The organism is Dietzia sp. oral taxon 368 (genome assembly GCF_002999155.1).
In the GTDB taxonomy this organism is placed as follows: Bacteria; Actinomycetota; Actinomycetes; order Mycobacteriales; family Mycobacteriaceae; genus Dietzia; species Dietzia cinnamea.
Map to the genome: position 1 here is coordinate 1,219,106 of NZ_CP027238.1, position 18,544 is coordinate 1,237,649.

General features: G+C 68.2%; 13 protein-coding genes. 3 read left to right on the plus strand and 10 right to left on the minus strand.

All coding sequences use genetic code 11. The features are described from left to right. Positions 1–208: 208 nt before the first annotated feature. Positions 209–1,609 (plus strand): IS1380 family transposase, encoded by a 1,401-nt coding sequence (locus C3V38_RS05800; protein ID WP_106385275.1) that lies wholly within the window; start codon positions 209–211, stop codon positions 1,607–1,609. 184 nt (positions 1,610–1,793) lie between these two features. Here C3V38_RS05800 and C3V38_RS05805 read toward each other — a convergent pair whose 3' ends face one another. After that, on the minus strand, positions 1,794–2,111 hold the full coding sequence (locus tag C3V38_RS05805; protein ID WP_106385276.1) for a hypothetical protein: 318 nt from the start codon (positions 2,109–2,111) through the stop codon (positions 1,794–1,796). A 372-nt stretch (positions 2,112–2,483) separates the two neighbouring features. Here C3V38_RS05805 and C3V38_RS17355 point away from each other — a divergent pair, with 372 nt between their 5' ends. Continuing rightward, entirely contained in the window at positions 2,484–5,000 is a 2,517-nt protein-coding gene (locus C3V38_RS17355; protein WP_129591168.1) for a DEAD/DEAH box helicase, read from the plus strand. A 113-nt stretch (positions 5,001–5,113) separates the two neighbouring features. Here C3V38_RS17355 and C3V38_RS05810 read toward each other — a convergent pair whose 3' ends face one another. The 6 genes from C3V38_RS05810 to C3V38_RS05835 all read right to left on the minus strand — a co-directional run bounded on the left by C3V38_RS05810 (position 5,114) and on the right by C3V38_RS05835 (position 10,203). After that, positions 5,114–5,524 carry an LppP/LprE family lipoprotein gene (locus C3V38_RS05810; RefSeq protein ID WP_254426093.1) on the minus strand — a complete coding sequence of 137 codons (411 nt, stop codon included), beginning with the start codon at positions 5,522–5,524 and terminating at the stop codon, positions 5,114–5,116. Between the two features lie 480 nt (positions 5,525–6,004). Then, complete coding sequence (gene dnaB / locus C3V38_RS05815) at positions 6,005–7,828, minus strand: replicative DNA helicase (protein WP_106385278.1); 1,824 nt, start codon at positions 7,826–7,828, stop codon at positions 6,005–6,007. 458 nt (positions 7,829–8,286) lie between these two features. After that, complete coding sequence (rplI, locus tag C3V38_RS05820; RefSeq protein ID WP_063972775.1) at positions 8,287–8,739, minus strand: 50S ribosomal protein L9; 453 nt, start codon at positions 8,737–8,739, stop codon at positions 8,287–8,289. Positions 8,740–8,853: 114 nt separating this feature from the next. Further along, positions 8,854–9,408, minus strand: coding sequence for a single-stranded DNA-binding protein (locus C3V38_RS05825; RefSeq protein WP_106385279.1), 555 nt, complete (start codon positions 9,406–9,408; stop codon positions 8,854–8,856). Between the two features lie 92 nt (positions 9,409–9,500). Next, positions 9,501–9,788 (minus strand): 30S ribosomal protein S6, encoded by a 288-nt coding sequence (gene rpsF / locus C3V38_RS05830; protein WP_007632072.1) that lies wholly within the window; start codon positions 9,786–9,788, stop codon positions 9,501–9,503. Positions 9,789–9,942: 154 nt separating this feature from the next. Beyond that, positions 9,943–10,203, minus strand: a complete 261-nt coding sequence (locus C3V38_RS05835; protein WP_007632073.1) for a LuxR C-terminal-related transcriptional regulator — start codon at positions 10,201–10,203, stop codon at positions 9,943–9,945. Positions 10,204–10,379: 176 nt separating this feature from the next. Between C3V38_RS05835 and C3V38_RS05840 the strand changes: the two genes are divergently transcribed. Then, positions 10,380–14,330, plus strand: a complete 3,951-nt coding sequence (locus tag C3V38_RS05840; RefSeq protein WP_129591169.1) for a hypothetical protein — start codon at positions 10,380–10,382, stop codon at positions 14,328–14,330. Positions 14,331–14,390: 60 nt separating this feature from the next. Here the strand turns inward: C3V38_RS05840 and C3V38_RS05845 are convergent, their stop codons facing one another. From C3V38_RS05845 to C3V38_RS05855, 3 genes are read right to left on the minus strand one after another with little or no spacing between them, the layout of a single operon-like run. Next, entirely contained in the window at positions 14,391–14,582 is a 192-nt protein-coding gene (locus tag C3V38_RS05845; protein WP_043567330.1) for a hypothetical protein, read from the minus strand. Then, positions 14,579–16,156, minus strand: a complete 1,578-nt coding sequence (locus C3V38_RS05850) for a glycosyltransferase family 87 protein (protein ID WP_106385281.1) — start codon at positions 16,154–16,156, stop codon at positions 14,579–14,581. The genes C3V38_RS05845 and C3V38_RS05850 overlap by 4 nt, the downstream gene beginning before the upstream one ends. A gap of 6 nt (positions 16,157–16,162) precedes the next feature. After that, a complete protein-coding gene (locus C3V38_RS05855) occupies positions 16,163–18,490 on the minus strand; it encodes a transglycosylase domain-containing protein (RefSeq protein ID WP_106385282.1) in 2,328 nt (775 codons plus the stop codon). Positions 18,491–18,544: the final 54 nt, after the last annotated feature.

An 18,544-nucleotide genomic window follows, 5' to 3' on the forward strand; every position in this document is an offset into this window, starting at 1 on the left:
CTCAAGCCCCACACTCCGCGCGACGGCCAACCGGACCTTCACGCACACCGGGCGTGCCAGGATCGCAGCTTGTTCAGCAGTCTCCTAGCCCGGGTGATTCATGGGAATCTGCGGATCGCTGGGCGAAAATAGACCGAAGTGCTTCCTGAACAGGGGAAACTGGGACTTGTCTAGAGCTCCAGGTCCTCAAGCAGAAAGCACTCGGTAGGTGAAGCGTACTTCGTGGTCGGCTGGTCTGTCCGTTACTGCCGATGGTGTCGGGGTGATCTCTCACGCCGGCGCCATCGCTCCACGCCTTCTGGCTGATCAGGTCGGTCTGACCACCGAGCTGTCAGGGGCCATGGCTCGCCGACAATTCATCCCCATCCATGACCGCGGCCGGGTGTTGACCGATGTCGCGGTGATGCTCGCCGATGGCGGCGAAGCCATCTCCGACATCGACGTCCTGCGCCACCAATCCGGGGCCCTGGGCCCGGTGGCCTCAGCACCGACGGTGTGGCGGACCCTGGACGAGATCACTGCCGGCAAGCGTAAGAAGATCCAAGTCGCGCGGGCCCGTACCCGGCGTCACGTGTGGTCCCACCTGCCCGGCGGGGTTCCCGCATCCAAATGTGCAGGTCGGGACCTCGGATCGACGATCGTGCTCGATGTGGACGCCACCATCGTGGTCACCCACAGCGAGAAAGAGAACGCCGCGCCGACGTACAAGCGCACCTTCGGCTACCACCCGATCGGCGTGTGGTGCGACAACACAGAAGAGTTCCTCGCCGCGAGCCTGCGCCCGGGCAACGCCGGGTCGAACACCGCCGCCGACCACATCGACGTCCTGGGCCAAGCAATCGCCCAGATCCCCGCCGCTCACCGGCGCGACCTGCTGATCCGCTCCGACGGCGCCGGTGCCTCCCATGACCTTCTGGATTGGATCACCGAACAGAACGGCATCCGCGGTCGACGGGTGGAGTACTCGGTCGGGTTCTCGGTCACCGCCCCGTTGCGCCGGGCCATTGCGATCGCTCCCGAGGCTGCGTGGGGGCCAGCGTTGAATCCCTCCGGCGACATCCGCGACGGGGCTGAAGTTGCTGAGCTGACCGGGTTGCTCGCCTCCAGGATGCTCGCGAAGTGGCCGGACGGGATGCGGGTCATCGTGCGCCGCGAACGGCCCCACCCCGGCGCCCAGTTGTCGATGTTCGAGGAGATCGACGGGTGGCGCTACCAGGCGTTCGTGACCAACACCATCACTGGTCAGCTGCAGTTCCTCGAGGCCAGGCATCGGGCTCACGCCCGGGTTGAGGACCGGATCCGCCACGCGAAAGACACCGGGCTCGGCCGGCTTCCCTCACGGGAATTCGCTCTCAATCAGGCATGGCTGGTGGCGGTGATGATCGCCGCGGATCTCGTGGCCTGGACGCGGATGCTGGCCTGCACCGGCGCGGCCGCAGTTCTGGCCTTGTGCGAGCCCAAAGCGTTGCGCTACCGCTTCCTCCACGCCGCGGCCCGACTGGTCCACAGCGGCCGCAGGCGGCGGGTGAAGATCCCCGAAACCTGGCCGTGGGCCGCCGCCATCGTCGCCGTATTCAACACAATCGCCGCCATCCCCAAACCAGCCTGACCCCGCCTGCCCGCCCACGACAGCACCACCCGGAGACCCGCCCACCGGCAGCGCCAGCCGGCACCCCCGCACGCCCACACGCGAAAACAAGCCCGCCGTCACCCGACATCAGCAGTTACACCGGCCCGTGAATCAGCGGGGCTAGGCGCTCGAGCGGTCGCATCCGCCAGGCTGCGGCCGGCGGTTAGGCCAGCAGGCCGGCCCGAGTGAGGAACTGTTTGGTCGAGTCGAGGCTATCGGTGCCGGTCAGGGTGAGGTTCAGGCCGGTGACTTGGTTCGCGTACTGAGCATGAAACCAGCTGTCCTCGTCTCCACTGATGTGCGCTGCAGCGGTGCGAGCGGGATTTTCGACGATCTCATTGGTTACCACGGCCGAGTCGTCGTATACGCGCTTGCGGATGCTGATGAGCTTTCTCTGGGCCTCGGCCGGGTCGATAGCGAAGGACATGCTGACGGCGCCGCTGGCGGAAAGGCCGTCGACCACGGTGGACTGCGCGGACAATTGGCAGGCGACCTCAAGGGCTCCGCTGTCGGTTCGCCCGTCGGGCTCACAGGAGTCGATGGCGGAGCGAAGCGGAGTCGGTAGAGCTGACAATGACTTCCCGCCCGGCCGGCACCTACAGGACATCGAGGACGGTGAAACTACAGATAGGGCTGCCGACTACATAGTCCCACCGCCCCTGCGTCTCGAAAGCGGGCCTGCCGACGTTTCGCGCGGGCCGGATATCATGAAGCCAGGGTTCCGATTCGACCTCAATCGAGAGATTGGAACCGAGCACTAGGCGTCCGAAAATTCGACAGGCGGAGATCGGTCAATATGGCATTTGTAGGTAAACCTAGGCGGACTAGCCAGCAGTTTTCTTCGCCTGAAGAGTTGTATCTCAGCGGAGCTCTGCCGCGCACCACCTCGGCTGTCGATTCTCTATGGCTGCACCAGGGCGACGTGATTAGAGCCTATGCCGAGAATCATCGGGAGACACCGGATCTGGCGCTCGAGTTGCCCACAGGGACTGGCAAGACGCTGCCAGGGTTGCTCATAGGAGAGTGGGTGCGAAGAGAAGACGAAGGGCCCGTCATTTATGCCACACCCACAAAGCAGTTGGCCCGCCAGGTCGCGGCGACGGCCGCTCGGGAGGGGGTTCCGGCCGCGCTTCTGATCGGAACCGCGAGGGACTGGGCACCGGCAGACGAGGCATTCGTCGAAGGCGGCGAGGCCATCGGAATTACGACCTATAGCTCAATCTTCAACAGTAGGCCGAAGTTGCCCGAGGCTCGGCTACTGATTTTCGACGACGCTCACGCTGGTGAGCAGTTTGTCGGGAATGAGTACGCCATCACTATCCGTCGCCACGACGATGAGGGTGCTTACCTTCATGTCTTAGATGCGTTGAAACCGTTTTTGAGTCCACTCCTAATTCAGCGACTCGAGGGCGAACCCGACCCAGGTGCTCACCACCAAGTGCGCCTAATTTTACCGGGAGTCAACCAGCCAGCCCTAGCTGGCCTCGATGCAGCGCTAGCTGGCCTGCCCCAACCTCACTCGTACAAGCTGGCCATGGTCCGCTCGGGGTTAGGAGCCTGCGCCGTCTACCTCTCGTACGGTGGCATCCAAATTCGGCCGATGGTTCCACCGACCTATGACAATCGCGTTTTCGCTCGGTCCAGGCAGCGCGTTTACTTGTCAGCGACTCTCGGCTCGGGTGGTGAGCTGGAAAGGGCCTTCGGGAGGCAGACAATTCTGCGGATGCCTCTTCCGACCAAGACACCCCCTCGCTCTGGGCGGCGGCTCTTTGTGTTTCCGGACTTGGTCGAGGGGGGTGATGCTGTGGGGCTGACAAAGAGAATTATTGGCCTCACCGACAAGGCGTTAGTGCTCAGTCAGCAAACTGTCGCTAACGCGGAGGCACTTGCAGTTGAATTGGCGGGCGAGGGCGTTCCCGTTATGGGAAAGCGCGACCTGGAGCAATCTGGCTTGGAGTCTTTCGCCGAGGCGCCGACTGGCGTACTCGGACTAGCCAATCGTTACGACGGCCTCGATCTACCAGGAGACTCTTGCCGGATAGTCGTTCTTAGCGGGAAGCCGGATGCTGTCGGTCTCCAAGAGCAGTTTCTGAGTGAGCGGGCAGACTCTAATGCAGCGCTGGCGGAACGTGTGAGAACCCGCATCGTGCAGGGCGCCGGCCGATGCACTCGGGGGCCGAACGACTTCGCTGTGGTAATCGTTCTCGGGCCCGATATTATGAAGTACTTTTCGAGAACCGAGAATCTCAAGGCGCTCGAACCGGAATTGCAAGCTGAAGTCGAGTTCGGTTGGGTAAACAGTAAGGCGGCTGAACCCGACGAGGTAGTCGAAAACGTCGAGATGTTCCTCGAGCACGCATCTGACTGGCGAAAGCTGGGCGAGCCGATGGTGGCCGAGTTCCGCCAGGACGCCATCAAAGTCGAGGCCCCAGGGGCAGACGCTCTCGGTAAAGCTGCTGCGCCGGAAGTTGAGGCTTGGCAGCTCGCCTTCGGCGGCGACTGGATTGGAGCCAGTGAAAAACTACAGCAGGCCGTGCCCCTTGTCGGCCCAGAGGCGACTCGCGGTTACCGTGGTCTGCTGCTGTACCTTGCGGGCGTTTGGCTTCACCTTGGTGCACAGGACGAGACTCAGCGATCACGCGCGCGAGAGCTAGTCCGGCAAGCGGCTCTCGCGGCCAAGCGGGGTACGTGGCTGAAAGAGATGCCAGAGCTTCCTGGGGCCGACGAGGCTCCGCCCGCTCCAGAGGACATCGCAGCTGTTAACAGCGTAGTCGCTAGGCTCCGTGGGCAGTTAAGGGTGAAGCAGATTAAGAGTGACCTTAGTGAGATGCAAGACGCTCTAAATCAGGATGAGGCTTCGAGGTACGAACGTGGGTTGACGGCCCTAGGGTCCTTTCTCGGAGCCGAAGCCTCTAAACCAAAGGGTCAAGGCAGGTGCGACTCCGCATGGTGTTGGGGCGTTGCTATGTGGATGACTATTGAGGCAAAGTCCGAGGAGGACAGTAACGGCCTCCTACCGCTTAAGGACGTGCGTCAGGCCAACACCCAGCTGGACCAGCTGGCGGCGGACCGAGGATCGGACCACCCTCCGGCAGGCAGCCCGGCGGTCATTCTGGCGGACAAGTCGTCGGTGGATCCGCAGCATGCACCTGTGGCGAATTCGAACGTCTACCTCGCATCGACGGTAGTTGTAAGGGAGATCGCTAGTGACGTCGCAGCAGTTTGGACTGACCTGCTTTCGACCGCCGCTGGAATCGCCTCAGAAAGTGACCAGAAGCAACACGTCCGGTCTGTTATGGCTGACAACGGTTGTTTGCCCAGTCAAGTAATCGATCGATTGACACAACACCGGATCAGGCCCGTCAGTTGAGCGGGATCAATTTGGTTGAGTCGGTATCCCCAACCGGGCAAATTTTAGAGACACGTATTGAGATGTCGTCAAGCCTTGTCCTTACGTGCCCGGCCGAGGCATACCGTCTCGAACTACTTACCGTCACCGCGGCGCGGGAACGACGATGTGATGCCGTAGGGAAGCTCGCCGGACCGGTATACACGGCTGTCCAGCCACCGAAATGTCGCTGTCCCGGTCCAGGTCGGCTGGCCTGCGTGGGGCGTCCCCAATTCCTTGAATGCGATTGCTACTTCCGTACTAGTCGACGCGTTGTCGAGCAACTGCACTCCGGGGATGGCTTGGTCCGTTGCAGTTCCGAGAAACTTTCCCCGGTGGAAAAGTAGAACATGGATTGGGGACGAGATGGTGGCGCCCTCCAGCGTGACCAACGCAGCAGACAGCTCGGAATCGGATGACACGTTGTCCTCGATCGGATCGGTAGACCACTTCACTTCCGGAAGCGACGGGAAAGGGGCCAGAGTGGCAACTGCATCGGCGATCATGCAATGCACTATAGGGTTTGCTCTACGTTGAGGGGGGCCTGCGCGCATATTCAGATTCGGATCTAAACCTCAACACTTCATGCGACAGAGGCCTGGAGCCCCCGTGACGAGAGAAGGTCACGGGCTTCGCGCGCGATGTGGTACGCCATGTATGCCGTTCGAGTCTATCCAAAGCCATTCCCCCCTGACGAACGTCACGCGGCCGGCGAGGGTCGCGGGTAAGCGTAGGCGGGCGATGGCGCGTCCGTAGTCCTGTCGGACCTGCTCGATACAATTCCTGGCAAGATCGGGCGGTCGCCCGCGCGATAGGTGCCGGCGGAGTCACTTGCCTCCGTTGCTGGTCTCTGAGCAGCCGCGGAGTCTCGGCTGTCACTGACGAGGATGATGTCAGCTGAGTGAGAATCGACGGATGACAGGCTCGTGATAACGCGCAGGTCGATCGATTTGGGACGGACACTCTGGCTGGGAACCGACAAGTGGCTACAGCCCGCGCGCCATGTCCACGAAGCGCGAGTAGTGGAGCTGGTGCGCGACCGTGATCGTGGACGTGGGACCGCCACGGTGCTTACCAAGGATCAGGTCGGCCTCGCCGGCGCGCGGGTCGTCGCGCTCGGAGGCGTCCGGGCGGTGCAGCAGCATGACGATGTCCGCGTCCTGCTCCAGCGAGCCCGACTCACGAAGGTCGGAGACCTGCGGCCGCTTGTCGGTACGCTGCTCCGGCCCACGGTTCAGCTGCGAGATCGCGATCAAGGGCACGTCGATCTCCTTGGCCAGCAGCTTGAGCTGACGGGAGAACTCCGAGACCTCCTGCTGACGAGACTCGACCTTCTTGCCCGAGGACATCAGCTGGAGGTAGTCCACCACGATCAGGCGCAGGTCGTGCTTCTGCTTGAGCCGACGGGCCTTGGCGCGGATCTCCATCATCGTCATGTTGGGAGAGTCGTCGATGAACAGGGGCGCCTCGGAGATCTCGCCCATCCGCCGGGCCAGCCGCGTCCAGTCCTCGTCGCTCATCTTGCCCGACTTCATGTCGGACAGCTTGACCCGCGCCTCGGCGCTCATCAGACGCATGACGATCTCGGTGCGGCTCATCTCCAGCGAGAACACCACGGAAGTGAGCCCGTGCTTGATGGAGCAGGACCGCATGATGTCCAGGCCGATGGTGGAGTTGTGCGTCGGGATCGCGGTGGGACCCGCCAGGTAGAGGTGGTCGTCGGCGGCCACCTCGATGCACTTGACCGGCACGCTCGCGGCGCCACGCACGTCGGTGATGAGCCGAGCCGCGCGTCCGGAGTCCGGGTGCTCGGGGACGACGATGCCGAAGTCGCAGACCAGCATGAGCGTGTCCAGCGACTTGGTGGTGACGATCTGCTCGGTGCCGCCCATCTCGATGCGCCACTCGTGCTCGGCGTCGGCGACCAGCTCGGTGCCGTCGTTGAACCGCACGGTGAAGCAAGGACGGTCCTCCCACACCTCGGTCTCGGCCACGACCTCGGTGGGCTGCCCGTCGGCGCCGAGCACGCGGTCACCCACCGCGACCTCGCCCATGGTGGTCTGACCGTCCGGGGTGGGCAGGACGGTGTCCAGGCCGAGGGCCTTACCGACGCCGGGGCGGGCGGCGATGATGATCATCTGCCCGCCGTGCAGGCCGTTCGTCACGGCGTCGAGGTCCGCGAACCCCGTGGGAACACCCTGTGCGAGACCGCCCGCGGTATGGATGTTGTCGATCTCGTCCATCGTGGGCTGCAGCAGCTCCTCGATGATGACGTAGTCCTCGGTGGTGCGGCGCTCGGTGACCTCGAAGATCTCCGCCTGCGCCCGGTCCACGACCTCGGCGACGTCCGAGCCCTCGGACCCCGAGTAGCCGTACTGCACGATGCGGGTGCCCGCGTCGACCAGACGACGCAGTACCGCCTTCTCCGCGACGATCTGGGCGTAGTACCCCGCGTTGGCGGCGGTGGGCACGGTCGAGATGAGCGTGTGGAGATAGGGAGCGCCACCAGCGCGGCGGAGATCCCCGCGGCGATCCAGCTCGGCGGCCACGGTCACCGCATCGGCCGGCTCCCCGCGCGCGTACAGGTCGAGGATGACGTCATAGATGGCCTGATGCGCCGGCTTGTAGAAGTCACCCGGCTGGATCTCCTCCACCACGTCCGCGATGGCGTCCTTGCTCAGCAGCATGCCGCCCAGCACGGACTGCTCGGCGGTGAGATCCTGCGGCGGGGTACGGCCGAACTCGCCGCCGCCACCCTCGTCGGGCGGAGGGGGCAGCTCGCCGGGACCGTCGTATCCCGCCTGCGCCATGACCGCTCCTCTTTCACTGTCGAACTCGGCCGCCCGCCCGGTCCCGACTGGGAACCGGCGAGCGACCCCTTCACTGTAGGGCACCGACACGAGACACCCGGAGTCGCGCCCCCGCAGTTATCCACAGGCTTCTCCACATTTGCGAGAGGGCGTCTGTGGAGAACTGTGAATGGTTGGGGGTTACGCAGGGCCGATGGGCGTATCACTGTGGAGAACCGGTGGAAAGACCAGGTCAGTTCGCGCAAAACCGCAGGTCACCGGTATCAATGCAGGTCGGAGGCCTCGTGGAGAACCACGTGTATCACGTCACAAACCGGGACACAATAGATAACGAAAGATGAACGCGACGGATTTGAGAACCCACCGGACCCTAGCCTTTCCAACTAGTTATCCACAGGCCGTCCACAATGGCGAGGGCCCCGGCCGTCACTGTGACGACCGGGGCCCTGCGCGGCGTATCAGGCGGGGACGACCTCGACCGCGACGCGCGCGGTGGTGTCGTGACCCAGGTCGACGACGACGTTGTGGCTGCCGGTCGCCTTGATGTGCTCCTTGGGCATCTCCACGGAGCGCTTGTCGAGCGTGGGGCCGCCGGCGGCCTTGATGGCCGAAGCGACGTCACCTGCGGTGACGGAGCCGAACAGCTTGCCCGTGTCGGAGGTCTTGACCGCGACCTTGACGTCGGTCATCGACTCGAGCTTCTGCTTGAGCTCGTTGGCGTGATCCGAGTCGCGGACCTCGCGGGCCTCGCGGGCACGCTTGATGGACTCGATCTGGCGCTCGGCACCCGGGGTGGCCACGATGGCCATCCCGCGCGGGAGCAGGAAGTTACGACCGTATCCGCCCTTGACCTCGACGATGTCGCCCGGCGCACCGAGCTTGTCGACGTCGGCGGTGAGGATCAGCTTCATGATCCGTCTACCTTTCTTTCCTCCGACGGACCCGACCTGGGCCGGATTGTCGCGAGGTCATGTCTCATGCTTGTGGGGTGGGACGCCGGCAGCGCCCCGGGGAATCGACCCGATCTAGAACGGGGGCTCGTCGTCCATGCCGCCGAAGCCACCGGAACCGCCGGCCTGCGGGGCGCTGCCCCACGGGTCGTCGTTCTGCTGGCCGCGGCCCTGGCCGCCGCCGTAGCCGCCCTGCGACTGACCGCCGCCGTAGCCACCCTGCTGGCCGCCGCCCTGGAAACCGCCGCCCCCGCCGCCTTCGCGGTTGGTGCGGGTCACCTTGGCGGTGGCGTACTTGAGGGACGGGCCGACCTCGTCGACCTCCACCTCGTACACCGTGCGCTTCTCGCCCTCACGGGTCTCGTACGACCGCTGCCGGAGCCGGCCGTTGACGATGACGCGCATGCCCTTCTGCAGCGACTCGGCGACGTTCTCCGCCGCCTGCCGCCAGACGTTGCAGGTGAGGAACAGGCCTTCGCCGTCCTCCCACTGGTTGGTCTGCGAGTTGAAGCGACGCGGCGTGGAGGCGATCCGGAAGTTCGCCACCGCGGCACCCGACGGCGTGAACCGCAGCTCGGGGTCCGCGACGATGTTCCCGACCACCGTGATGGGGGTGTCGCCCTGTGCCATTCGCTTGTCCTCCGTGTTTCAGGCCTGGTGTGGATGGTGATCGGAGGCCGACCGACCGCGCCCAGAGTACCGGGGTGGTCGGACAGTCCGGGTCACTTGTCGGCGCGCAGCACCTTGGTGCGGAGAACGTTCTCGTTCAGACCGAGCTGACGATCCAGCTCCTTGACCGCGTCCGGCTCGGACTTGAGCTGGACGACGGCGTAGATGCCCTCGTTGAGCTTGTTGATCTCGTAGGCGAAGCGGCGCTTCCCCCAGACATCGACCTTGTCGACCGACCCACCCTCTTGCCGGATCACGTTGAGGAACGTGTCCAGCGACGGCGCCACGGTGCGCTCGTCGAGACTGGGATCGAGGATGACCATCACTTCGTATTGACGCATGGGACCTCATCACCTCCTGTGGACTACAGATTCGGCCACGGTGTCTCCGTGGCAGGAGGGTCGTTGCGTCAGCAACCGCTCAAGGCTACCCCGCCCGAACTCGGCTGACGAAATCCCCGTCGGTCTCGGACCGTGCCGCGAGCAGCCCGCGCCCTCACAGATCGTCGAGCCGGACGTACCCGTCCTCCACGGCGCGCAGGAGTAGACGCACCTTGGTCCGCGCGGGCCTGCCCACCGCGTCGTACTTGGACCGCACACGCTGGATGTACGTACTGACCGTCGAGTCGGCCAGGAACAGCCGCTCGGTGACCTCCCGCTTGCTGTCCGAGGCGAGCCAGGCGATGAGGACCTCGACCTCGCGGTCGCTGAGGTCCGGCCGGTTCGCGGCGGATGGAAAAGGAAGTGTTGCCGTCATGATGCCCCCGATGAGATGAATGTGAGTTCATCCTGAGGACTCGCACGACCACCGTCGACTCGGGGCGAGATGTCCGGACGAGTCCGTACGGTCGCGTCGTACGTTCGCATGAAACGCCTGGTTTTCCTGCGCCTTCTCGCCCCGCACAGGCGGCGGTCGGCCGTACTATGTTGACCGTGGAGACAACCCGCGGGCCCGGCGATCACGCCGACGGTCGATCAGCACCCTCTCAGGTTCGGACACGGGAGGAGCTCGGGGCCGCCCTCACCGCGCTCCGGGCGGGGGCCGGTCTGTCGGTCCGGGACGTCGTCCGCCTGGTGCCCTCACTGTCCCTGGGAACCGCCTCGGGATGGTTTTCCGGCCAGCACGTACCGACCCGCGCCAGCGAGTCGACGCTCGTCGAGATGCTCCGGCTCTTAGGCGTGGACGACGCCGGGTCCATGGCGGAATGGCGTGCCGCCGTCGAACGGGTCCGGTCCCGACCGGGGCCGCGACGTCCCGCCCGCCGGTCCACGGGGGCGGCCGCGCCGGGTGGCCGGGCCACGACGGCGGACCGGGACCGTCCCGGGGGAGGGATCACCGAGCCGACCCGGCCGGTGCACCGCACACCGGTGCCCCAGCCCGACGACACCGGCAGCCCGTACGTCGGACTGCGTCCCTATCTGGCGGGTGACGCGCCGCTGTTCCACGGCCGCGAGGCGGAGGTCGGACAGATCCTCGGCCGGCTGGCCTCGCCGCGGGTCCGCCCGTTGATGCTGGTGGGGGCGTCCGGGTCGGGCAAGTCCTCGCTGCTCGCCGCGGGCCTGGCCCCGCGCTGGATCGCCGGCGGCGCGGGCGGCGGCGTCCCCGGTGACGCATCCGTGGTGATCGTCCGGCCGACCGACGTCACCGCGGAGTCCGCCGACGGCGCGAGCCTCCTGGTGGTGGACCAGCTCGAGGAGATCTGGGCGGACGACCTCGACGCCGGCCGCCGCTCTGCGATCCTCGACCAGCTGGGCCGACGCGCCGCGGCCGGCCGCCCGACCGTCCTGGCCCTGCGCGCCGACTTCTTCCAGTCCGCCCTCGCCGAACCGCTCCTCCGCGACGCGCTCGACGACCCGGTGGTGCTCGGCCCGCCGAGCCGCGAACAGCTGGCCGAGATCATCGTCGAGCCCGCCCGGTCCCTCGGCTACACGGTCGAGCCGTCGCTGGTGAACCTCCTGCTCGACACGGTCGCCCCCACCCACGCCGGCGCCGACGAGCGCTCGCTGCTGCCGTTGCTGTCCCACGTGCTGCTCGTGTGCTGGGAGCGCAGCCGGCGGCGCCGGATCACCGTGGACGACTACTACTCCTCGGGCGGGGTCGAAGGCGCCGTCCGCGCGTCGGCGGAGTCCGTCTACCAGGAACTCGACCGGGCGGGACGGGCGAACTGCCGGGCCCTCTTCCTCCGGCTCGTCGACGTCCGCTCCGCCCGACCCGTCCGTCGCCACGCCCCACTCGCCGAGCTGTCCGAGGACCTCCTCGTCGTCGCCACCCCCTTCGCCCACGCCGGCCTCCTCACCGTGGACGGTGACTCGGTCACCCCCACCCACGAGGTCCTCTTCTCCTCCTGGCCGCGCCTGGTCGACTGGATCGACGCGGACCGCGAGGGCCTGCGCGTCCTCGCCCGCGTGCGCGCCGCCGCCGCCGACTGGGAGGACTCCGGCCGCGCCGACGCCGCCCTGCCCCCTGCCTCGGCCACCGCGGACTACGTGAGATGGAGGGACGACGACGAGGTCGCCAGCTCCCACCTGGCGGAATCGGAGCGGCAGTTCCTCGCCGCCGCGGAATCCCATCACCGCTCCGTGGCCCGGCGGGACCGCCGACGCATCCGCGCGCTGACAGGGCTCGCGGCGTCGTTGGCGGTGGTGACCGTACTGGCCCTGGTCGCCAGTGTGCTCGCGCTCCGGGCCGGCGCGGACGCCCGCCACACCCGCGACGTCGCCCTGTCGCGCTCGGGATCGGTGTCCTCGACCACCGCGTTCAGCCGCGACCCCGGGCTCGGCCGCGCGCTCGCGCTGGCCGCCTACCGGATCCATCCCACCACCGAGGCACGATCGGCCCTGCTCAACACCAGCCGCGCCGACGTGCCGCTACGGTTCGAGGCCGCCGCCGGCTCCGGGCGAGTCGTGGCCCTGCCCGACGGTGCGGGCGTCGCCGCCATCAGCTCCGACGGCGTGTTGCGGCTCTTCCGCCCGGGAGACACGGCCGCCTACGCCTCCCTCGCGCTGGGTGCCGGTCCGAGGCACGAGCTGTACGCCGCCGACCTCTCGCCGGACGGCTCGGTCCTCGCGGCCGCCGGGCAGGGCGGGGTGCACCTGGTCGACCTCCGCGACCCCGCCGTGCCCACCGCCCTGTCCGTCCTCGAGGCCGACACCGGCCCGTTCCACTCCGTCGCCTTCTCCCCCGACGGCGCCACCCTCGCCGCCGGCACCGGCGACGGCCGCGTCCTGCGCTGGCCGCTCGCCACGCGGGGCGGCGCCCCCGCCGTCACCGACCAGCGGGCCCGCGTGGCGGTCCCGGACCCCGGCGCCGAGGTCGCCAAGCCCGTCGAATCGCTGGCCTGGCTCCCCGATTCGCGGACCCTGCTCGCGGCCAACCGGACCGCCGGGATCAAGACACTGGTCGACGCCCACGCCGAGGGGCCCGCCCGCCGCGGACCCGCCCTCGACACCGGGCCCGTCGCGCTGCCGCTGGCATTGGCGGTGAGCCCGGACGGCCGCCGCATCGCCGCCGGTACCACCGGCCGGACCGTGCAGATGTGGCAGCTCCCGGGCAGCGGCGCGGGGGGCTCCGGCGCTGACGGGTCGGGCATCGCGGAGCTCGCCGGCGCGCGGGAGCTGCCGAAGCTGACCGGATGGAACGCCTACGTCAACGACGTGGCCTTCGACGATCGGGGCCGACTCGCCGCCGCCGGGTCCGACGAGCGGGTCCGCGTCTACGACCCCGCCGGGCGCGTGCTCACCGAGCTACCCGCCTCGCAGGTCGCGACCGGCGTCCGGTTCACCGACTCCGACCACCTGGTGACGTACTCGGTCGACGGCCTCGTCCGGCTCTGGCCGCTGGGACGCCTCGGGGCCGCGTCGGAGTCCAACTCGATCTTCCAGACCGCCTCCTCGCAGGACCGGACCTCCGGGGTGCTCGGCGTCACCGCCGCGGAGATGCACCACACCGTCGTCGACACCACCGGCCCCGTCCCACGCGAGACCGGCCGCGTCATCCCCGGCGACGACACCCGGTTCTCCGGGTCCGTGGCGATGTCGCCCGACGGGCGGGTCGTCTACGCGGGCCTGGCGGACGGCGGCGTGGAGGTGTTCACCGCGCCCTACGGTCCGGCCACCCGGTCGGTCGCGAGCCTGCCCGTCACCTCCGGCGTCGTGGTGGCCAGCCCGCTCAGCCCCGACGGCCGCACGCTCGCCGTGTGCAGCGACACCAGCCCCGACCTCGGCCTGGTCGACGTCACCGATCCCGGCCGCCCCGCACTGCGGGTGACCGTCCCGCTGCCCGACCCGTGTGTGGTCGCCGAGTTCTCCTCCGACTCCCGGCAGCTCGTCGTCCCGACCCTCGGCCCGGAGACCGTCATCCTCGACACCACCGATCCCGACCGCCCGTCGGTCGCGCACCGGCTCACCACCGGGATCGGCGCCTCGCCGTCCGCGGGGTACGCCCACCACTCCCCGCTGCTCGCCACCTCAGGCGGCGACAAGACCGTCCGGCTGTGGGACGTCTCCGACGCGGCCGCGCCCGCCGAGCTCGCCTCGTTCACGGCGCCACCCGGTGAGATCTACTGGACCGCGTTCTCCGCCGACGACGACCTGCTCCTGCTCACCTCCAGCACCGGGCAGGTGACGGTGATCGACGTCGCCGACCCGTCCGACCCGCGACCGTGGGCGGTGCTCGGCTCGACCACCGACCCGCTGCTCTACCAGGGCCGGAGCGCCTCCCCGGCGGGCGGACTGCTCGCGGTGGGCGCGGAGGGCGCCATGTGGATGTGGCAGCTCGACCCCGACCGCGTGGTGAGCGAGGCCTGCGCGGGCGGCGTCCAGCTCACCGGCGAGGAGTGGGAGCGGTACTTCCCGGACACCGAGCCGTTCGACCTGTGCGGCTGACCCCTCGGGCTGTCGCCGCGGCGGGGCCGCACGCGGCGGGGATGCACGCGGCGGGATGCGTCAGCCGTGCTGCAGCCCGATCGTCAGTGCCTGCGCCACCGGGATCACGGTGAGGAACAGGAAGGCCGCGACGGTCCAGCCGATCCACACGGGTTGACGCCACCCCGCGCGGTAGCCGCCGGCGGCGGTCACCATGCAGATGAATCCGACCAGGATGCACAGGAACATCCAGATCATGGCGCTGGTAGTCATCGGATCGGGTCCTTCGTCTCGGGGTCGGCGGGCTGTGTCCCACCGGAGTCTGAGGGGGTCGCACGGGTGACCGGTCGTTCCCCGGGATCGGCGAGGACCCCGGCGAGTGGGTCGGGTCCCTCGGGCGTGCCCTGATGCGTCATGCGGACGCGGTCGAGGTGGGGCCGGTAGATCTCGAGGATCACGACCGCGCACACGGCGAGGACGAGCAGGTCGCGCACCAGCACGAGCGGGTGGAAGAGCTCGGGGCCGATCCCCTTGTTGGCCACACCGTGGAAGTACGACATGTGCGCCACCCACAGCAGCGCGTCGAACGCCATCCACGTCAGCAGCAGGCGCACGCGTGGCACGGCGAGCACCGCGAGCGGGACCAGCCACAGCGAATACTGCGGGCTCCACACCTTGTTGGTGAGCAGGAAGAACGCCACGATGAGGAACGCCAACTGCGCCACGCGCGGGGTCACGGGCGCGGTCAGACCGATCACCAGCACCGCCAGGCAGGCGAGCGCGAACAACACCAACGAGACGGTGTTCAGCGTCGCGGGGGCCTCCCCGGCGGCGCGACCCGCGTCGAAGCCCTGCCAGCCGGTGAGCGTCTGGATGACGACGTAGATGCTCTCGGGGTTGGCGGGCCGATCGGAGTTGAGTCGGAAGAACTCCCGCCACCCGTCAGGGAACAGGACCATGATCGGCAGGTTGACGGCCAACCACGCCACGACGGCGGCGGCCGCGGCCTTCCCTAGCTCGACGAACCGCCTGCGGCGGATCGCCACCACCAGCAGCGCGCCGAACAGGAACAGCGGGTACAGCTTGGCCGCCACGCCCAGCCCCAGCACGACGCCGGCCCAGACCGGGCGGCGGCGGGCCCACAGCAGCAACGCGACGGAGGCGAACATCACCGCCATGAGGTCGTAGTTGGTGAAGGCCTGGAAGATCACGAGCGGGCTGGCCGCCATGAGCAGCGTGTCCCAGGGCCGCCGGCCGGCCGACCGGTAGGTGGCCCACACGGCGACCATCCACATGAACGCCAGCAGGACACAACCCAGCGCGAAGTACGTGACCACCTCGAGCGGCCCGCCGGGGAAGATCTCGTGCAGCGCCTGGGCGGCCTGCGCCGTGACGTACTGGAACATCCCGGACAGCACCGGGTACTCCATGTAGCGGACCTCGCCGCCCTCGGCGATCCACGAGTACTTGTAGGGCAGCGCCCCGGTGTCCAGGCCCTCGGCCGAGTACAGCGGCAGCGGGTCCGCATAGCAGGCCTTGTAGTACTGCCGACCGTCCCAGTTGAGGCCGGGCTGCGACCCGTCGGTGGGATGGGTGGTCTCCAGGCAGGCGGCCTTGGAGAAGAAGCCGAACGCCAGGAAGATCCCGGCGAACAGCATGATCACGCGCAGCGGCGTCCAGAAGCGCTGGCGGCCGACCACGGCGTGCCGGCCGAGGGGGCCGCCCCACGCGGCGAGCGCGCCCGCACCGGCTCCGTCGCCGGGTCGGACCCGCTCGTGCGGCTCGAGCGATCGCAGGTCGTCGTCGAGCGGCAGCGGGGAGAGGTGGCCGTCGTTCTGCACGGTCACACCGGGTCAGGCCCCGCCGTCGTCGTCGCCGCCGGTTCGGCCGGTGCCGCCGCCGGTTCCGGCCTCGGCCCCGCCGCCTCCCGCGTTGCCACCGCCCGCGTTGCCACCACCCGCGGCACCACCACCCGCGCCGCCACCGGGCACGGCCGGCTGGGGGGCGGGGGCGGGCTGGGCCGGGGCGGGCGCGCCGGCGCCGGGGATGACGATCTCCGGTAGGCCGGGCACCTGAATGGTCAGCGGGCCGGGGGCCTGCGGGGCGGGGGCGGGCTGGACGGGTGCGGGCGCGACGCTCGGCTGGGGAGCCGTGTCGCCGGTCCCGGTACCGCCCGTGGTGCCCGAGCCGGTTCCGGAGGACTCCCACGACGAGCGGCCGGCCTGACCGCCGATGTAGCCGGGCTCGGGGAAGGACTCCCAGTCGGTGCCCGACAGCGCGCCGTCCATGGCCGACTTCCAGATGTCGGCGGGCACGGAGGCCCCGTACATCGTGCCGCCCCAGGCGTTGAGCAACGGCTTGTTCTCGTCGGTGCCGACCCAGACGGCGGTGGCGATCGACGGGGTGTAGCCGACGAACCAGGCGTCCTTGTTGTAGCCGGTGTCGCCGAGCTGGGTGGTGCCGGACTTGGACGCCGATGGGCGGCCCCCGGCCAGCGAGTGGCCGTTCGAGTAGGCGGCGATGGGCTGCATAGCGGACGTGAGGTTATTGGCGACGTCGGCCTCGACGACCTCCTCGCCCTCGATCGACGAGTTGTCCAGAAGGACCTCGCCGTCGGCGGTCTCGACGCGCTCGATGAAGTGCGTGGGTCGGTGGACGCCCTCGGCGGCGAAGGTCGCCAGGCCGGTCGCCATGTCACGGACGCGGATGGGGTACTGGCCCAGGATGAGGCCGTCGTACGGGTCCTCGCCCTGCTCGCTCAGGGTCTCCCACGGCAGGCCCGGGATCTGCTTGGGGATGCCGGTGCGGTGGGCCATGTCGCGCACGTCGTTGGCTCCGTTGTCGAGCATCCGCTGCAGGCGGATGAACGAGGTGTTGAGCGACATCAGCAGCGCCTGGGAGATCGAGCAGGAGCCACAGGACTTACCGCCGACGTTGGTGACGGTGACGTTGCCGGTCGTGACCGGGGCGGAGGAGATCTGGGTGCCGAGGCCGATGCCCTGCTCGAGGGCGGCGGCGACGCCGAAGATCTTGAACGTCGAACCGGTCTGCAGCGGGGCGTTGGCGTAGTCCCAGCCCTCGGCCTCCTCGCCGCCGTAGTAGCCGATCACGCCGCCGGTGCGCGGGTTGATCGACACCACCGCGGTCCGGTTGTCCGGGCTCTCGCCCCGCATGTTGGAGCGCGACGCGTTGACGACCGCGTCCTGGGTTTTGGGGTCGATCGTGGTGATGATCTTGAGACCGCGGGTGTTGAGCATCTGCTCGTCGATTCCGGACTGGGCGAGCTCGGCGAGCACCTGGCGCCGGATCGGGCCGTTGGTGGGGTCGCCGACGTTCTGCTCGACGGCCTGTGGATCCTCGACGACCTGCGGGAACACGGCGTTGCCGCGCTGCTGCGCGTCGATGGCACCCATGTCGCGCATGCCGTCCATGACGTAGTTCCAGCGTCGCTCGGAGGCCTCGCGGTTGTTGAGCGGGTCCAGAGCGGAGGGCGACTGGATGACGCCGGCCAGCAGCGCGCCCTCCTCCACCGTCAGCGCCTCGACGGGCTTGTTGAAGTAGGCGGTGGACGCGGCGGCGATCCCGTAGGCGCCGCGGCCGAAGTAGATGGTGTTGAGGTAGGCCTCGAGTATCTGGTCCTTGGACCACTCGTTCGTCATCTTGGCTGCGATGATGATCTCTTTGGCCTTGCGCTCGTAGGTGGGCGCGTCCCCGACCATCGTGTTCTTGACGTACTGCTGCGTGATGGTGGAGCCGCCGCCCGCGCTGGACTCGCCGGTGATCTGCCCGATCACCGCACGGCCGATGCCGGTGGGGTCATAACCCTCGTTGGTGTAGAAGGAGCGGTCCTCGGCGGCGATGACCGCGTTGCGCACGTGGACGGGCACCGTGTCGAGTTCGATGAGGGTGCGGTTCCCCTCGGGCGGGACGATGCGGCCGATCATCGTGGTGCCGTCGCTCTGGTAGATCTCCGAGATCTGCTCCGTGCGGACACTGCCGGGATCGGGGATCTCCGTGCGGTTGTAGGTCACGACCGCCACCGTGAGGGGGACGACCAGGAAGACGACGGCGAGGAGGATCACCGTCGTCCAGACCGGATGGCGGCGGACCCACCCGGCCTGCTCCGAGGCCCTGCCCCGGTCCTCGCCGGCGGCCTTACCCGTCGTGCCGTTCTGCGCCATGCTCTACCCTCCCGCGAGCCGATCCGACCGACCCGGAAGGCCCCCGGCGGCGGT